Origin of the sequence: Sphingobium sp. C100 (genome assembly GCF_000508185.1) — a bacterium.
Classification (GTDB): domain Bacteria; phylum Pseudomonadota; class Alphaproteobacteria; order Sphingomonadales; family Sphingomonadaceae; genus Sphingobium.
In genome coordinates this window covers 18,478-35,151 of record NZ_AYOY01000068.1, presented here as the reverse complement: position 1 = coordinate 35,151, position 16,674 = coordinate 18,478, and the positions used below count along the sequence as shown (strand labels likewise).

Here is a 16,674-nt window from a genome sequence, read left to right as displayed (position 1 = left end):
GATGGCAAAGCTTTCCCTCTTCGCGCGGCGTCGTCGCCGCGTTCGCACGGCGCTCAAGGCGGTTTCGGGCCACAAGCCCCGCCTGAGCATCCACCGTTCGGGCCGTCACATCTACGCCCAGGTCATTGACGATGCGCAGGGCAAGACCCTGGCCGCCGCGTCGACCCTGGACAAGGATGTGCGCGGTCAGGCCGGTGCCACCGCCGCAGCCGCTGCGGATGTCGGCAAGCGCGTCGCCGCTGCGGCGACCGCTGCCGGCGTCACCCGCGTCGTGTTCGATCGTGGTGGCTTCCTGTTCCATGGCCGCGTCAAGGCGCTGGCCGATGCCGCCCGCGAAGGCGGGCTGGAGTTCTGATCATGGCTGACGAAAACGAAATCCAGGCCCAGCCGGGCGCACCGGCCGCTGTCGAAGGTGCCGAAACCGCACCGACCGAAGCTCGTGGTCCCGGCCGTGGCCGTGGCAACCGCGGCGGCGGCGACCGCAATCGTGGCGATCGGGGCGGCCGTGGCCGTCGCGATGACCGCCGTGGTGGCAACCGCGACGAAGATCAGGGCGAAGAACTGATCGAGAAGCTGGTGCACATCAACCGCGTCTCGAAGACCGTCAAGGGTGGTAAGCGCTTCGGCTTTGCTGCTCTGGTCGTTGTCGGCGACGGCAAGGGTCGCGCGGGCTTTGGCCATGGCAAGGCGCGCGAAGTGCCTGAAGCCATCAGCAAGGCGACGGCCGCCGCCAAAAAGGCGATGGTTCGCGTTCCGCTGAAGGAAGGCCGCACGCTGCATCATGATGGCCTGGGCCATTTCGGTGCGGGCAAGGTGACCGTGCGTTCGGCTCCGGCCGGTACGGGCATCATCGCCGGCGGTCCGATGCGCGCCGTGTTCGAAAGCCTCGGCGTCGCTGACGTCGTGACCAAGTCGAACGGCACGTCGAACCCCTATAACATGATCCGTGCGACCTTCGCGGCGCTGGGCGAACAGACCAGCCCCAAGTCGGTGGCGCAGCGTCGCGGCAAGAAGGTCGCCGACCTTCTGCGTCGCGGTGGTGCTGCTGCTGACGTCGCGCAGGCCGACGCCGAAGCGATTGCGGAGTAACTGACATGGCGACCATCAAGATCAAGCAGATCGGTTCGCCGATCCGCCGGCCCGAAGCCCAGAAGAAGATTCTGATCGGCCTGGGCCTCGGCAAGATGCACCGCGTGGTGGAACTGCAGGATACCGCGGAAGTCCGCGGTGCCATTGCCAAGCTCCCCCACATGGTGGAAGTGGTTGAAGGCTAAGCCTTTTTTATGAACTTGCCAGGCTTCACTCGTGTGAGCTTCGGCAAGTTCCAGCGCGACAAAAGCGAAAGCGAGTGCAAATTATGAAACTGAACGAACTCAACGACAATGCCGGCAGCCGCAAGGGCCGGATGCGTGTGGGCCGTGGTATCGGCTCGGGCAAGGGCAAGACCGCCGGTCGCGGCCAAAAGGGTGCGAAGGCGCGTTCGGGCGTCAGCATCAATGGCTTCGAAGGTGGCCAGATGCCGCTTCACATGCGTCTGCCGAAGCGTGGCTTCAACAACATCTTCGCCAAGGATTACGCGATCGTAAACCTGGGTGAAGTGCAGAAGGCGATCGATGCCGGCAAGCTGGACGCCAACGCGACCATCGACCATGCCGCGCTGAAGGCGGCCAACCTTGCCCGTGGCGGCAAGGACGGCGTCCGTCTGCTCGCCAAGGGCGAACTGACCGCCAAGGTCAGCTTCCTGGTCGCCGGCGTGTCGAAGGGCGCGACCGAAGCGGTCGAGAAGACCGGCGGCAAGGTCGACGTGATCGAGGTCGTTCCCGCGGCTGACAAGGCCAAGGCGAAGAAGGGCACCACCCTCGCCGCCAAGAAGGCCGCAGCGAAGGCCTGATCTGGTCTTACAAGTCTTGCAAGCGTGACCCCGCTGCCCGATATGGGTCGGCGGGGTCATGTGTATCGGGGACGCTGTTTGTCGCTCCGCGCGATGTCGAGCGAAAGGGGATATCTCCCGGCTCGGAAATCACGGAGGCCGAAAAGCGGGATTGAGCTTGGCTCATCGGTCAAGTTGAAGCCCAGGCGGCAAATCCCGGTTCGACAGCGCCCCAAGCCCCCGTTAAGGGGGAAGCGATTCCGGCTCGGAACTTCCATCCGGGCAAGAGTGATTTGAAGGGCAGCCACCATGGCATCGAGAGCCGACCAGCTCGCATCCAATCTCAGCCTCGCGAAATTCAGCCAGGCGACCGACCTCAAGAAGCGCCTGTGGTTCACGCTCGGCGCGCTGATCGTCTTCCGTTTCCTGAGCTTCGTGCCGCTGCCGGGCGTCGATCCGACCGCGCTGTCGACGCTCTATGCGCAGACCAACGGCGGCATCCTCGACATCTTCAACACCTTCTCGGGTGGTTCGCTGTCGCGCATGAGCCTGATTGCGCTGGGCGTCATGCCTTATATCACCGCGTCGATCGTGGTGCAGCTTGGCTCTTCCCTCTCGCCCCAGCTGGCGGCGATCAAGAAGGAAGGGGAAAGCGGGCGTAAGAAGCTGAACCAATATACCCGCTACGGGACGGTCGGTCTGACGGCGGTGCAGGGCTATTTCATCGCGGCTGGCCTGGAAAGCTTCGGCGCCCAGTCCGGCGTGCAGGCCGTGGTCGATCCCGGCATGTTGTTCCGCCTGACGGCGGTGGTCTCGCTGATCGGCGGCACCATGTTCCTGATGTGGCTGGGTGAACAGATCACCTCGCGCGGCATCGGCAATGGCGTGTCGCTCATCATCATGGCGGGCATCGTCGCCCAGTTGCCGGTCACACTCGGCAACCTGTTCAAGTCGGGCCGGGAAGGCTCGATCTCCGGCCTCCTCATCCTGCTGGTCGTCGTGCTGGCGCTCGGGCTCATCCTGCTCATCTGCTTTATGGAACGCGCACAACGCCGCGTCCTGATCCAGTATCCCAAACGGCAGACCCGTCAGGGATTGATGCAGGCTGATCGCAGCCATCTGCCGCTCAAGGTCAACACCGCCGGCGTCATTCCGCCGATCTTCGCCAGCTCGCTGCTGCTGATGCCGCTCACCATTTCGCAGTTCGCCGGCCAGACGGTCGCGGGCGAGAGCCGGCTGGGCGATTTCGTGCTGACGCTGAACCAGTATCTGTCGCACGGCAGTCCGGTCTATATGCTGCTCTATGGCCTCGGCATCGTCTTCTTCTGCTTCTTCTACACCGCCGTGGTTTTCAATCCGGAAGAGACGGCCGACAATCTCAAGCGCAATGGCGGCTTCATCCCGGGCATTCGACCGGGCAAGAATACCGAACATTATCTGGATTATGTGCTGACGCGCATCACCGTTATCGGCGCGGCCTATCTGGCTTTCATCTGTCTGGTGCCGGAATTCGCCATCGCCCGGGCGGGAATTCCCTTCTACCTTGGTGGGACTAGCCTGTTGATCGTCGTTAATGTTACGGTCGACACCGTGACCCAGATTCAGAGCCATCTGCTCGCCCATCAATATGGGGATCTGATCAAGAAGGCGAAGCTCAAGGGTCGTCTACGCTGAGGGGCGCTTGACACTCTAAACAGCGCACAAACAGGGGAGTATGCGCGCGATGAACATCATTCTGCTTGGCCCGCCGGGGGCCGGCAAGGGCACTCAGGCGACGCTTTTGGTAGAAAGCCGCGGCATGGTGCAGCTGTCGACAGGCGACATGCTGCGCGCCGCGGTGAAGGCGGGTACGCCGATTGGCCTCAAGGCCAAGGCGGTGATGGAAGCGGGGGAGTTGGTGTCCGACGAGATCGTGTCGGGCATCATCGGCGAGGCGCTCGATGCGCTGCCGCTCGAAACCGGGGTGATCTTCGATGGCTATCCGCGGACCGAGGCGCAGGCTCATTCGCTCGACATCATCCTGTCGGAGCGTGATCGCACGCTCGACCATGTGATCGAGCTGGAAGTGGACGAGGACGCGCTGGTCGAGCGCATCACCGGTCGTTTCACCTGCGCAACCTGCGGCGCGGGTTATCATGACAAGTTCAAGCAGCCCAAGGTCGAGGGTGAGTGCGATAAATGCCATGGGCATGATTTCAAGCGCCGCCCCGACGACAATGAGGCAACGGTGCGCACGCGCATGGCCGAATATCGCGCCAAGACCGCGCCGATCCTGCCGATCTATGAAGCCCGCGGCATCGTTTCGCGCGTTGATGGCATGTCCGAGATGAACGAAGTGACGGTGGCGATCGCCGCCATCTTGGACGGTGGCTCGGCCTGAGCTATTCTGCCTCTCGTTCAGGGGAGGCGAAGATGCGTATTTCCAAGCTATTCATATGGGCTGGTGTGGCGATCGCCGCGCCGGCCCATTCTGCTGTTACGGCTACGAGCGAAATCGGCTTCGCGACCGAGAGCAGCGTCGAGATCGCGGCGGCACCGGGCGCCATCTATGCGCTGTTGGTGAAACCCGGCCTCTGGTGGAACGACAGTCACAGCTATAGCGGCAATGCGGCGAACATGACCATCGATCCACGGGCAGGCGGCTGCTTCTGCGAAATGATCCCCGCAAAGACGGGACCGGAAGGAACGGTCGAGCATGCACGGGTGATCTATGCCCAGCCGGGCAGGCTATTGCGCCTGTCGGGCGCGCTGGGACCGCTCCAGACCGAAGGTGTGGCAGCGACGCTCGACTTCGTTCTGGCGCCGGCGGGACAGGGGACCAAGGTCACCCTGACCTACGTCGTGGGAGGTTATGTGCGCGGCGGGTCGGCAGAGATGGCGCCTCTGGTCGATCAGGTGCTGGCCGAGCAACTGGCGGCCCTCAAAAAGGCAGCCGAATCGGCGACGCCGTGACGCCCGCACCGCCTCGTGCCCACATGCGAAGCGTTTTCTGTCTCGATTTGGCAAGAAAAGAGCAAAAAAGGCACTGTTACGATTGATCGTTAACCATGTTAGTGGCGGATTTATTGCTGCGGTATTGCTATGAAGATCCGTGGTTGGAACGCCGCTCTCCCGTGGCCGCTTGACGGAATTGGATGCATTGCGCGGCATTGGCGCGTTGTGTGTGCTGATTTTCCATTATTCCACGCGCTTTCATGAACTGTTTCCGCAAGCAGCGCATGTGCCGTTCAGCTTTCCTGGCGGCAATTATCGGGTGCTGCTCTTCTTCACCATCTCCGGCTTCGCGATTTTCTTCACCCTGGACCGTATCGGTACGGTGGCCGATTTTGTCGTGAACCGCTTCGCCCGGCTCTATCCCGCCTATCTGGTGGCGATGCTGCTGACGTTGTCGGTCGAATATCTCGCTCAGGCGACACAGTTGCTGGTCGGCCCGGTCGCGATCCTCGCCAATTTCACCATGTTGCAGGGTTTCGCCTTTCTGCCCGAGGTGGACGGCGCCTATTGGACGCTGACGGTGGAGATTGCTTTCTATTTCTGCATGATCGCAATCTGGAAATTCGTTGGCATCCGGCGGTTGGAACCCGTGCTGGCCTGTTGGTTGATGGTGCGATGGCTCTATTGGGCCTGGCCGGACATGCCAGAGCGGATCATCATGTTGTTGGTGTTGCGCTACACGCCCTTCTTCGTCATCGGTATGCTCGCCTACCGGGTGTGGCGGGGGGAGCGAAGCCTGCGGCAGCAAGCGCCTTACGCGCTTCTTGCACTGCTCTCGATCGCGACGATGGAGACATGGGATGTCACCTTGGTCGGCTGTATTCTCCTCGCGGCTTTCGTGGCTCTGATCCATGGCCACCTGCGTTTCCTCAGCCTGCGGCCACTCGTGTGGCTCGGTGGTATCAGCTATTCCTTCTATCTGATCCATCAGCATGTCGGCTTTGTCATCATGCTGGAACTGGCCAAGGCTGGATATAGCCCCTGGATCGGTTTCGCAGCCGCCTTCACCGTGGCGTTACTGTTGGGCACGGCGATCAACCGCCTGGTGGAGCGTCCGGCCGGAGAAGCCATTCTTGCTCGCTGGAAACGGCGACGCGGTGCGGGCGCCGTGCTCCCTGGTGCCACACCAAGCCAGACGTGAAAAAGGCGCGACCGCCTCGCGATCGCGCCTTTCAATGCCTTTTGCCAGAAGCCTATTGCGCGACCGGCGCTGCTGCTGCGGCATTGTCTGGCAGGCCGCCCAATTGCGTCACCAGCTTGGTATAGGCGTCAAGATAGGCGAGGACGATGACCTGCCCGATCTCGGTATTCTGATAGCCGCCACCGCCGGCCGCAGCGAAACCGCCCCACCAGCCGCCGCCGCCGCCGCCGCCGAATCCAATGTCCGTCTTGCGCGCATAGCCTTCGGTCAACGCCTCTTCCTCGGTCGTGCGGGCGTTGACGATCGACAGGGTGACATTGGCTTCCTTCTTCTTGATGTTGAGGCCGCCGACGATCGCGCCGCCAAAGCCCCCCATCAACCCGCCGAGGGCGCCACCGATGCCGCCACCGCCCGAATTGCGGTTGGACGAGACGATGTCCGGCTCCAGATAATAATCTGCCGCCTTTACCTGACCCCGACCCAAATTCGACCCGGCCTGCAGTTCACCCGAATCAGCCATCGCACGCTCCATCGCGCGACTGGCCATGGCGCGGCCGCGATTAACCATGCGGAAACAGCCCGACTGTTGCACGAAGACCTTCAGGATCGCTTCGGGGCTACCCAGATTGAGTTCGCGCCACCACTGATTGTCGGGTTCGACGATCGCGACCGTGCCCAGCATACGGGTGCAGTGCGGGATTTCGCGTGTGCCCTTTTCCTGCGACCGGCGGCCGGAAGAGGCGCCCTTGGTGGTGCCGTCCTTATAGGTTTTGCCAGACGAACTCGTGCTCGTCTGTGCGGCCGCCACGGTCGGCGTCGCCATCAGTGCCGCCGATGTGATCAGCGCGGTAACTGTCTTCAGCATTGCCCCAAATTCCCTTTGTTGCGGTAATATACAGCCGTTTTTGATTATGGCGCGACCCGACAAAGGCGCTTTGACCTTAGCATAGCGGGCGCGACTTGACCACCAATGGCGTGCCCCATGTCGCGGTGTGCTGACAGCGCGCAGAATCGCTGCTATCGGGCGCCGATGACCGATCTGTCCCATATCCGTAACTTCTCGATCATCGCGCATATCGACCATGGCAAATCGACCCTCGCCGACCGGCTGATCCAGCGCACCGGCGGCTTGACCGATCGCGAGATGAGCGCGCAAGTCCTTGATAACATGGACATTGAGAAGGAGCGCGGGATCACCATCAAGGCGCAGACGGTGCGCCTGGACTATGTCGCCAAAAATGGCGAGACCTATGAGCTGAACCTGATGGACACGCCGGGGCATGTCGACTTCGCCTATGAAGTGTCGCGCAGCCTGGCCGCGTGCGAAGGCGCGCTGCTGGTCGTGGACGCGGCGCAGGGCGTGGAAGCGCAGACCTTGGCCAATGTCTATCAGTCGATCGAGCATGATCATGAGATCGTGCCCGTGCTCAACAAGATCGACCTGCCCGCCGCCGAACCGGAAAAGGTCCGCGCCGAAATCGAGGAAGTGATCGGTCTGGATGCGTCCGAAGCGGTGCTGGCCAGCGCCAAGTCCGGCATCGGCATCGACGACATATTGGAAGCCATCGTCACCAAGATCCCGCCGCCCAAGGGGGCTCGCGACGCGCCGCTGGAAGCGATGCTGGTCGATAGCTGGTATGATCCTTATCTGGGCGTCGTCATCCTGGTCCGCGTCGTCAACGGCGTCATCCGCAAGGGGCAGTCGATCAAGTTCATGATCGGCGGCACCGAACATCTGATCGACCGGGTCGGGTGTATGCGCCCCAAGATCGAAGCGCTGCCGGAACTGGCGGCGGGTGAAATCGGATTCATCACCGCGCAGATCAAGGATATCAGCCAGACCCGCGTCGGCGATACCATCACCACGGTCAAGAATGGCGCGACCAAGGCGCTGCCGGGCTTCAAGGAAGTCCAGTCGGTGGTGTTTTGCGGCCTGTTCCCGGTGGACGCCAATGATTTCGAGAAATTGCGCGATTCGATCAGCAAGCTGCGCCTCAACGATGCCAGCTTCAGCTTCGAGATGGAAACGTCGGCGGCGCTGGGCTTCGGCTTTCGCTGCGGCTTCCTGGGCCTGCTCCATCTGGAGATCATCCAGGAGCGGCTGACCCGCGAATATGACCTGGACCTGATCACCACCGCCCCGTCCGTGGTCTATGACATGCATATGCGCGACGGGTCGATCCTGCACCTGCACAACCCCGCCGACATGCCCGATCCCAACCATATCGAGATGATCGAGGAGCCGTGGATCGAGGCGGTGATCTATTGCCCGGACGAATATCTGGGCAGCATCCTGAAGCTGTGCCAGGACCGGCGCGGCATTCAGAAGAATTTGACCTATGTCGGCGGTCGCGCGCAGGTGACCTATGAACTGCCGCTCAACGAAGTGGTGTTCGACTTTTACGACCGGCTCAAGAGCATCAGCCGCGGCTATGCCAGCTTCGACTATCACCAGATCGGCACGCGCGAGGGCGACCTGGTCAAGATGAGCATCCTGGTCAACAACGAGCCGGTCGACGCGCTCAGCATGATCGTCCACCGCAGCGCCGCCGAAGCGCGCGGACGCCATATGTGCGAACGGTTGAAGGATCTGATCCCCCGCCATCTGTTCAAGATCCCGATCCAGGCGGCGATCGGCGGCAAGGTGATCGCGCGCGAGACGATCGCGGCGATGCGCAAGGATGTGACCGCCAAATGCTATGGCGGCGACATCAGCCGCAAGAAGAAGCTGCTCGACAAGCAGAAGGAGGGCAAGAAGCGGATGCGCGAATATGGCAGCGTGCAGATTCCGCAGGAAGCCTTCATCGCCGCGCTGCGCATGGGTGACGAAAGCTGACCCCGCCGGGCGACCACTGCACGGCTCTCGCCGATCAGGTCGCCCGCATCGAGCGCGCCGCCGCCTTCCTGTCCAACGGCCTGTCGCTGGCGCTGTGCCCCGATGGCGCGGCGCGGCGACGCGGCGTCATGTCGGCCAAGCTGATCGGCAACGGCCTGCGCGAACTGGACCTGTTCCTGACCGACCTGATCGTCGAGGCGGCGCGGATCGACCGGCTGGGTGCGCACGCGGGCCGTGACCCCGGCATACATCCGGGTCGCCGCATCTTCAGCGCGGCCGAGGCGTGGCGGCGCACCGGGCCGCAATTGGGGTTGGCGGCCGAAGGCCGCGCCCGGCTGCGCCAGATGCGCGCGGCGCAGAACCGCCATTGTTTCGGGCAATGGCGCGACGCGGCCAGCGGCGCGGCGATGCAGCGGGATTGCGCCGATTATGCGCGGCTGGCGGGCGAGGTTCTGACTGCGGTGCGGGAGCGGCTGAGGTAGAGCGCATTTGCGGACCTCTCATCGCTTTCCTGGGGTCGTTAAAGCCGCGCGCTTGCGCGCTAGATGTTCAGTCCCCCGCCAAAGCGCGGCGGCGCCGGATTTCGAGCAAGGCGTGCGCCGCCCCCAATCTGTCTTCGAGTTCTTGGATTTTGTCCTTCGCTTCTTCATTGGGCGAAGTGGAGGGGTGGGGCGTGAAGCGGTCGGCCGCACGGTTGCGCAGCAGGAACATGATGAGGCGATCATTGTAGACGCGGCGGGTGCCGACCAGCTTGCCATAGCTGTACACCGGCACTTCGACGCCGTTGAGCGCGCGATCGAGCGCCACATCCTCCAGTCGGGCGACGCCATGATCCAGCGCGGCGAGCCACGCGCTGGCGAAGCCCTCGGCGCCCTTGGCGCGGCGAAGCTGATAGGCGCCCTCGTTCGCCATGCCGACGCGCGCGGCGGCTTCGCGCACCGATCCGGTGTCGGCCAGCGCTTCAATGAAGGCGCGCTGGCGTTCGGGCGTCCAGCCGTCATGGCGGTAGCGACGGGGCACCGGCGTGAAGGCCGGCAGCGAGGAGCGCGGCTTGGCGCGCATGAGGGAGCGCTGGGTCATGCCGCGCGCAATAACCTATATGGTTAGTTGTAGGACAGCGTTTTTTGCAGTTCAACCCGCGCACCAGTCCGGCCGCTTGTCCGACCAGGGGCGGGCATGGCCCTTGAGGACCATGAGTTGTCCCAACGACACGCCGTCGCGCATCAGCAGGCGGGCGGATGCGTCGGGACCGGACGGGTCGGGAAGGGCGTCGAAGCCGCCGCCGTTCATCATCGCCCGCAATGCCGCGCGACCGCGCGCGGCGGCCGCGGCCTCGGCGGGGCAGGCGGGACGGGACAGGCTAGGCGCGCGCATGTCGGCCACGCGATAGAGCCGGCCGCGCCAGGCATAATGGTCGGCATCGACGACGCAGGCGGCGCCCTGCGGATCGTCGCAGGCGTCGAAGTCCTGGTCGATGCGCGTAGCGGCGACCGCGGGGTTCGATCCTGATGCCGGGACGATGCGGGAAAGGAGCAAAAGCCCGACGACGCCCACCAGCAGGGCGAGCAGCAGCCCGCCCAGCGGCATGACGCGCGAGCGGCGTTCCTCCTTCTCATTCAACCAACTGCCGGTGCGTTCCGGGCAGCGATCACCCACATCATAGAGATTGCGCGCCATGCTCGACCTCGACCTTCACCTCATATTCTGTCAGCTTTTTGCAAATTTCCGGTTAACCACCGCCGGCGCGTACCGCTTGACGGCGGATGGCGACAATGGTCAAAGGCCAGCAAGACACGCGGGAGGCGGCATGAGCGAAACCTGGCTGTATGACGAGCATCCCGCGATGTTCCGCGCGCACCCTCTGCTGTTCATCCTGTTGCTGGTGTCGGTCGTCGGTATCCTGGCGATCGGCATATGGTGGCTGCGGTGCAAGGGCGAGCGGCTGATGTTGTCCGAGCGCGAGGTGATGATGGAGCGAGGGCTGCTGTCGCGGCAGCGGACCGAGATCGCGCTGTCGAGCATCCGGTCGGTGCGCATCACCCAGACGCTGGGCCAGCGCATTTTCGGTGTCGGCCATATCGAACTGTTCAGCGCGGGCGACTATGCCGAGATCGCGATCAAGAACATGCCGCGCCCCGACCGTATCCGCGCGATCGCGGCCGCGCGCGACGTCGATCTGTTGCCGCAGAGATAGACTATTTCGCCCAGCCCCTTGACTTGGGCTCATTTATTTCAACGATAGCGGGACCATCGGGCCGTCAGAGCCCCGTATCGCAAGAGGACGCCATGTCAGGATCACCTGTTCGCAAAGGGGCGGACGGGGCTGCTAAGGGGTGTCGCCATGGTGGGTTTGCGAGTGATGCCGTCCTTATCGGATCTGACGGCCGAACAGCGCGCGGATATCCGCCACGCCTGCGGCTTTGCCTGCGTGCGGTGCGGCGTGACCATCTATCGCTATCTGGGGCTGCCCGACGGGCCGGGGGCGACCCTGTTGTGCCCGACCTGCCATGGACTGGTGGAAGAAGGACGGCTGACCGCGACCCAGGTGCACAGCTTTCATGCCAATCCGGTGGTGCGCCAGCGTCATTTCGCGCGCGACCGGTTGCCCTTTTCGGCGGAGTTGCCGCAACTCATTGTCGGGGGCGCGCGGTTGCTGCGCGACACGCCTATCCCGTTCACGCTGGACGGGGAGCCGATCCTGATCTTCGCGCCGCCGCGTCGCACCAATGGGGCGACGCGGATCAGCGTGCGGTTGGGCACCCCCGATGGCGAGGCGATGCAGATCATCGACGGTAATGAATGGAAGCCGAGCGACGGGGGGTGGCACTTCCTGCTGCGGGGCGACCGCTATTCGATGATGGCGGCGCGGGGCGATGGGCTGTGTGTGCTGCGGATCGTGGGGCGCAACCGGATTGCCGTGGAGCATCTGCGCACGACCATCCGCGGGCGACGGCTGGAGGTGACGCCCGACTGGCTGGAAATTGACGGCAAGCGCCATATCGACCGGATCGGCAGCGGGACGCTGATCGGGCTGGAACTGTAGCGCGCTCAGGCGAGGGGTCAGGCGAGGGTGAGGTAAAGTTCCGCCTCGATGATCCAGGTGCCGCCGATGTCCCGCCATTTGGCGGTGTAGCGTCCCGCCGCGAGCATCCGGCCGGTATCTGCGGCGATGCCCTGCCATTCGCCATGTTCCAGCGCGATCGGTTCGACCGGAGAGATGATGACGCTGTCGGGGCTGCGGCGGTAGACCAGCCGGTCGGACGAGGCGAATTCGCGCTTCCACGCCAGCAACTGCGCCTTGCGCCCGGCGATCACCGCGCTGTCGGACCCGGTGACGAGGACCGCGTCGCGCGCCAGCAGCGGTTCGATGGCCTTGAGGTCGCCCTCGGCCAGTGCGCGGTTGAAGGTCGCGCGGGCCATGCGGATGGCAAGGTCGGCGGCGGCGGTCATGACGGTGGCGTTCCTATGGACGACGGCCCGGCCTCAGCCGCAGCGCGCCGCAGTGACGACCATCTGTTCGTCATAACTGACGGTCAGGCGGTCGGGGCGGAAATCCATGGTCATCGCCATGCCGGGGCCGCCCCAGCGCAGGGTCTTCGCGCCCGACGCCTGGAGCAGTTGCGCGCCCAGCTCCGCGCTCGCCTTCCGCCCGACGAAAGCATCGAGCCCGTCATTGCTGCACGGTCCCCCGGCAGCGGGCGGCGGCGTGGCGGGGCCTGGCCCGTTCGCGCCCGCGCAAGCGGCGAGGGGAAGGGCGGCCAACGCCGCCATCATGCCAAAAGCTGCTGTCCGCACCGGGTTTTCTCCCTTGTTCCTACCGTTATTCCGTCCGCGTCATCTTCAGCCGGCCGCCCTTGACGGCGAAGGCCAGGCGTCCTTCGACCAGATCGACCGCATCGCGGCCGAATTGTTCATAGCGCCAGCCCTCCAGGATCGACAGCCCTTCGCGCACGCCGGCCGCCAGCGCGTCGATGTCATCGGTGCGCGCGATCAGCCGCGCCGCCACGTCGATGTCGCGCGAGCGGATCTTGAGCAGCAGCTTGAGCAGGTCGGCGACCAGCGCGCCATCCTTGCCCAGGCCGGGGCGCTTGGGATCGCGCTCGGGCATTTCATCGCGATCGAGCGGCTCGGCCGCCTTGATCGCATTCATCAGCCGCGCGCCGATGTCGTTGGTGCGCCAGGTGGCGGACAGGCCACGCACCTTGCCCAGATCTTCCTGGCTGCGCGGCGGGTGGCTGGCGATGTCGGCCAGCGTCTCATCCTTGACGATGCGGCCGCGCGGCAGATTCTTGTCCTGCGCCTCGATCTCGCGCCAGGCGGCCAGCGCCTTGAGCCGGCCCAGCACATCGGCCTTGCGGCTGGCGATGCGGACGCGCTTCCAGGCCTGTTGCGGGTCATTTTCATAGTTGGAAGGATCGCTGATCCGCTCCATTTCCTGGTCGAGCCAGTCGCCGCGTCCGGTCTTGCGCAGATCCTCCAGCATCTTGGGGAAAATCTGGATCAGATAGGTGACGTCGCCGATCGCATAGTCGATCTGTCGCTTGTCGAGCGGGCGGCGCGCCCAGTCGGTGAAGCGCGCGCCCTTGTCGAGCTGCACGCCCATCCAGGCGTCGACCAGATTGCCATAGCCGATCTGCTCGCCCAGCCCCAATGCCATCGCCGCGATCTGGGTGTCGAACATCGGATGCGGCGTCTTGCCGGTCAAATTATGGACAATCTCTATGTCCTGGCCGCCGGCATGGAAGACCTTGAGCACGTCTTCATTGTCGACCATCAGGTCGAGCAGCGGGGTCAGGTCGATGCCCGACGCCTTGGGGTCGATCGCGGCGGCTTCATGAGGGTCGGCCACCTGCACCAGGCAGAGTTCGGGCCAATAGCTGTTTTCCCGCATGAATTCGGTGTCGATGGCGATATAGGGGGATTTCGCGATGCGGGCGCAGAAATCGGCCAGGGTCTTGCTGTCGGTAATCAGCGGATGAATTTGCATATGGTCTTCGATCTTATTATGGGCTGGCCCGCGTCCGGCGGGCTGGTCGATAGTCGACAAGGCAAGCCCATAGCCGGGCCGCAACAATTTGTCATTTCCGTAAAACGAATCTGAAAGATCAAAACGCCATGCACGCCTATCGCACCCATACTTGCGGCGCCCTGACCATCGCCGATGTCGGCAATGAGGTCCGCGTGTCCGGCTGGGTGCATCGCAAGCGCGACCATGGCGACCTGGTCTTCATCGACCTGCGCGACCATTATGGCATGGTCCAGATCGTGACCGAGGTCGACGGGCCGGTGTTCCAGGTGATCGAGGGGCTGCGCGCCGAAAGCGTCGTGACGATAACGGGCCAGGTCGTCGCCCGCGCGGCCGAAGCGGTGAACCCGAACCTGCCGACCGGCGAGATCGAGATTCGCGCGCTGGACGCGCTGTTGCTCTCCGCCGCCGCCGACCTGCCGCTGCCGGTCGCGGGGGAACAGGATTATCCCGAGGATATTCGCCTGCGCTACCGTTTCCTCGACCTGCGGCGCGAGACTCTGCATGGCAATATCGTCAAGCGCACCAAGATCATCTCCGACATGCGCCGCCGCATGGAAGGGGCGGGCTTCACCGAATATTCGACCCCGATCCTGACCGCGTCCTCGCCCGAAGGCGCGCGCGACTTCCTGGTGCCCAGCCGCATCCATCCCGGCAAATTCTACGCCCTGCCGCAGGCGCCGCAGCAATATAAGCAATTGCTGATGGTCGCGGGCTTCGACCGTTATTTCCAGATCGCCCCCTGCTTCCGCGACGAAGACCCGCGCGCCGACCGGCTGCCCGGTGAATTCTACCAGCTCGACCTCGAAATGAGCTTCGTCACGCAGGAAGATGTGTGGAACACGATGGAGCCGGTCATCGCGCAAGTGTTCGAGGCGTTCGCCGACGGCAAGCCGGTGACCCCGGCAGGCAGCTTCCCGCGCATCCCGCACGCCGAGGCGATGCTGAAATATGGCAGCGACAAGCCGGACCTGCGCAATCCGATCGAGATTGTCGATGTGACCGAACATTTCCATGGCAGCGGTTTCGGCATCTTCGCCTCGCTGGTGGAGAGCGGCAATGTGATCCGCGCGATCCCGGCGCCTGGCGCGGGCGCGGGCAGCCGCAAATTCTTCGACGAGATGAACAATTGGGCGCGGGGCGAAGGCTATTCGGGCCTTGGCTATATCAATATCAAGGATGGCGTGCCCGGCGGTCCGATCGCCAAAAACCATGGCGAGGAAGCGACGGCGAAGTTGATCGCGGCGTTGGGCCTGGGCGCCAATGACGGCGTGTTCTTCGCGGCGGGCAAGGAAAGCCAGGCGGCAAAGCTCGCCGGTCTGGCCCGTATCCGCGTGGGCGAGACGCTCGACCTGATCGACAAGGACCGGTTCGACCTGTGCTGGATCGTCGACTTCCCATTCTACGAATATGACGAGGATACCAAGTCGGTCGATTTCGCGCATAATCCTTTTTCCATGCCCCAGGGCGGGTTGGACGCGCTGAACAATCAAGACCCGCTGACGATCAACGCCTATCAATATGACATGGTCTGCAACGGCTATGAGATCGCGTCGGGCTCGATCCGTAACCAGTCGCCGGAATTGATGGTCAAGGCGTTCGAACTGGTCGGCCTGAGCCAGGCGGATGTCGAGGAGCGGTTCGGCGGCCTCTATCGCGCGTTCCAATATGGCGCGCCGCCCCATGGCGGCATGGCGGCCGGCGTCGATCGCATCGTGATGCTGCTATGCGGCGCGCAGAATCTGCGGGAAATCACGCTCTTCCCGATGAACCAGCGTGCCGAGGACTTGCTGATGGGCGCGCCCAGCGCGGCCGAGTTCAAGCAGTTGCGCGAACTGCATGTCCGGGTCGTGGAGCCGCAAGCCAAGGCTTGACCTTCCTCCTTCTCACCCCCGTTCGGTTCGAATAGCTTTCGAGCAAAGCTCAGAAGGCGTATCGAGAATGGTCTCGACACGCTCGAACCGAACGGAAGTGGAATGACCATAAACCTATCCGACTACGAAACCGGCGCGAAATATAAGGGCGATTATGACGCCGATCTTGCCGCCCTCCAGGAACGGCTGGCCAAGATCCAGGTCGCGCATATCGTCCATAATCGCCGCAGCGTCATTCTGCTGGAAGGATGGGACGCGGCGGGCAAGGGCGGCATCATCAAACGGATGACCGCCGATTGGGACCCGCGCTATTATCAGGTCCATCCCATCGCCGCACCCAGCCAGGAGGAGCGGGACCATCATTATCTCTGGCGGTTCTGGACGAAATTGCCGGCCGGCCACAATATCGCGATCTTCGACCGCAGCTGGTATGGCCGGGTGCTGGTGGAACGGGTCGAGGGCTTTTGCGCCAAGGCGGACTGGAAGCGCGCCTATGACGAGATCAACGCTTTCGAGCGGCAGCAGATCGACGCAGGCACCAATATGGTCAAGCTGTTCGTCCACATCACCCAGCAGACGCAGGACGAACAACTCGCCCAGCGGCTCGACACGCCGTGGAAGCGGTGGAAGACCGGCGCGGATGATTATCGCAACCGGGCGCGGCGGGCGGATTATCTCGATGCGATGCACGACATGTTCAAGGAAACGGACACGAAACAGGCGCCCTGGCAGGTGATCGATAATAATAATCGCAAGGCCGGGCGGATCGCGGCGCTCACCTATGTTGCCGATCGCCTGGAAAAGCTGGTGCCGCTGGATTTTCCAGCGGCGGACCCCGATGTCGTGAAATTGGCGCGAGATGCCTTTAACTATAAGCCGATCGCTGCCGGGAAATGACGCAAAAACAAGCGTTTGTCATATAAGTGTCATCTG

20 protein-coding genes are annotated in these 16,674 nt (G+C 63.5%); 14 read left to right on the top strand and 6 right to left on the bottom strand.

Features of this window, described 5'->3' with window-relative positions; all coding sequences use genetic code 11:
- Position 1 precedes the first annotated feature (1 nt).
- The 8 genes from rplR to C100_RS30770 all read left to right on the top strand — a co-directional run bounded on the left by rplR (position 2) and on the right by C100_RS30770 (position 6,005).
- Positions 2-355 (top strand): 50S ribosomal protein L18, encoded by a 354-nt coding sequence (gene rplR / locus C100_RS30805; protein ID WP_024018893.1) that lies wholly within the window; start codon positions 2-4, stop codon positions 353-355.
- Between the two features lie 2 nt (positions 356-357).
- Complete coding sequence (gene rpsE / locus C100_RS30800; protein ID WP_024018892.1) at positions 358-1,089, top strand: 30S ribosomal protein S5; 732 nt, start codon at positions 358-360, stop codon at positions 1,087-1,089.
- A gap of 5 nt (positions 1,090-1,094) precedes the next feature.
- The gene (rpmD, locus tag C100_RS30795) at positions 1,095-1,274 is read left to right on the top strand and encodes a 50S ribosomal protein L30 (RefSeq protein ID WP_024018891.1); all 180 of its coding nucleotides are present in this window, start codon (positions 1,095-1,097) and stop codon (positions 1,272-1,274) included.
- Positions 1,275-1,357: 83 nt separating this feature from the next.
- On the top strand, positions 1,358-1,891 hold the full coding sequence (rplO, locus tag C100_RS30790) for a 50S ribosomal protein L15 (RefSeq protein WP_031308832.1): 534 nt from the start codon (positions 1,358-1,360) through the stop codon (positions 1,889-1,891).
- Positions 1,892-2,179: 288 nt separating this feature from the next.
- Positions 2,180-3,544, top strand: a complete 1,365-nt coding sequence (gene secY, locus C100_RS30785; RefSeq protein WP_024018889.1) for a preprotein translocase subunit SecY — start codon at positions 2,180-2,182, stop codon at positions 3,542-3,544.
- A 49-nt stretch (positions 3,545-3,593) separates the two neighbouring features.
- A complete protein-coding gene (locus C100_RS30780; RefSeq protein WP_031308831.1) occupies positions 3,594-4,250 on the top strand; it encodes an adenylate kinase in 657 nt (218 codons plus the stop codon).
- A 32-nt stretch (positions 4,251-4,282) separates the two neighbouring features.
- On the top strand, positions 4,283-4,822 hold the full coding sequence (locus C100_RS30775; protein ID WP_024018887.1) for an SRPBCC family protein: 540 nt from the start codon (positions 4,283-4,285) through the stop codon (positions 4,820-4,822).
- 178 nt (positions 4,823-5,000) lie between these two features.
- A complete protein-coding gene (locus C100_RS30770) occupies positions 5,001-6,005 on the top strand; it encodes an acyltransferase family protein (protein ID WP_152536414.1) in 1,005 nt (334 codons plus the stop codon).
- A 52-nt stretch (positions 6,006-6,057) separates the two neighbouring features.
- On the opposite strand, the gene C100_RS30765 is transcribed toward C100_RS30770, so the two are convergent.
- On the bottom strand, positions 6,058-6,870 hold the full coding sequence (locus tag C100_RS30765; protein ID WP_024018885.1) for a CsgG/HfaB family protein: 813 nt from the start codon (positions 6,868-6,870) through the stop codon (positions 6,058-6,060).
- 165 nt (positions 6,871-7,035) lie between these two features.
- Here C100_RS30765 and lepA point away from each other — a divergent pair, with 165 nt between their 5' ends.
- The gene (gene lepA / locus C100_RS30760; RefSeq protein WP_031308830.1) at positions 7,036-8,841 is read left to right on the top strand and encodes a translation elongation factor 4; all 1,806 of its coding nucleotides are present in this window, start codon (positions 7,036-7,038) and stop codon (positions 8,839-8,841) included.
- A gap of 128 nt (positions 8,842-8,969) precedes the next feature.
- A complete protein-coding gene (locus C100_RS30755; RefSeq protein WP_024018883.1) occupies positions 8,970-9,323 on the top strand; it encodes a hypothetical protein in 354 nt (117 codons plus the stop codon).
- A gap of 67 nt (positions 9,324-9,390) precedes the next feature.
- Here the strand turns inward: C100_RS30755 and C100_RS30750 are convergent, their stop codons facing one another.
- Both C100_RS30750 and C100_RS30745 read right to left on the bottom strand, forming a co-directional pair.
- A complete protein-coding gene (locus C100_RS30750; RefSeq protein WP_235219028.1) occupies positions 9,391-9,921 on the bottom strand; it encodes a hypothetical protein in 531 nt (176 codons plus the stop codon).
- A gap of 51 nt (positions 9,922-9,972) precedes the next feature.
- A complete protein-coding gene (locus C100_RS30745) occupies positions 9,973-10,518 on the bottom strand; it encodes a hypothetical protein (protein WP_024018881.1) in 546 nt (181 codons plus the stop codon).
- A 130-nt stretch (positions 10,519-10,648) separates the two neighbouring features.
- Here C100_RS30745 and C100_RS30740 point away from each other — a divergent pair, with 130 nt between their 5' ends.
- Entirely contained in the window at positions 10,649-11,035 is a 387-nt protein-coding gene (locus C100_RS30740) for a PH domain-containing protein (protein ID WP_024018880.1), read from the top strand.
- A 147-nt stretch (positions 11,036-11,182) separates the two neighbouring features.
- Complete coding sequence (locus C100_RS30735; protein WP_024018879.1) at positions 11,183-11,884, top strand: hypothetical protein; 702 nt, start codon at positions 11,183-11,185, stop codon at positions 11,882-11,884.
- A gap of 17 nt (positions 11,885-11,901) precedes the next feature.
- Here the strand turns inward: C100_RS30735 and C100_RS30730 are convergent, their stop codons facing one another.
- Genes C100_RS30730 through rnd form a run of 3 tightly spaced genes read right to left on the bottom strand, consistent with a single transcriptional unit; the run spans position 11,902 to position 13,828 of the window.
- A complete protein-coding gene (locus C100_RS30730; RefSeq protein WP_024018878.1) occupies positions 11,902-12,291 on the bottom strand; it encodes a YybH family protein in 390 nt (129 codons plus the stop codon).
- Between the two features lie 33 nt (positions 12,292-12,324).
- Positions 12,325-12,615, bottom strand: coding sequence for an I78 family peptidase inhibitor (locus tag C100_RS30725; RefSeq protein WP_024018877.1), 291 nt, complete (start codon positions 12,613-12,615; stop codon positions 12,325-12,327).
- Between the two features lie 46 nt (positions 12,616-12,661).
- The gene (gene rnd, locus C100_RS30720) at positions 12,662-13,828 is read right to left on the bottom strand and encodes a ribonuclease D (protein ID WP_031308825.1); all 1,167 of its coding nucleotides are present in this window, start codon (positions 13,826-13,828) and stop codon (positions 12,662-12,664) included.
- 128 nt (positions 13,829-13,956) lie between these two features.
- Here rnd and aspS point away from each other — a divergent pair, with 128 nt between their 5' ends.
- Both aspS and C100_RS30710 read left to right on the top strand, forming a co-directional pair.
- Positions 13,957-15,741 (top strand): aspartate--tRNA ligase, encoded by a 1,785-nt coding sequence (gene aspS / locus C100_RS30715; protein WP_024018875.1) that lies wholly within the window; start codon positions 13,957-13,959, stop codon positions 15,739-15,741.
- A gap of 102 nt (positions 15,742-15,843) precedes the next feature.
- Entirely contained in the window at positions 15,844-16,638 is a 795-nt protein-coding gene (locus C100_RS30710; RefSeq protein ID WP_024018874.1) for a polyphosphate kinase 2 family protein, read from the top strand.
- Positions 16,639-16,674: the final 36 nt, after the last annotated feature.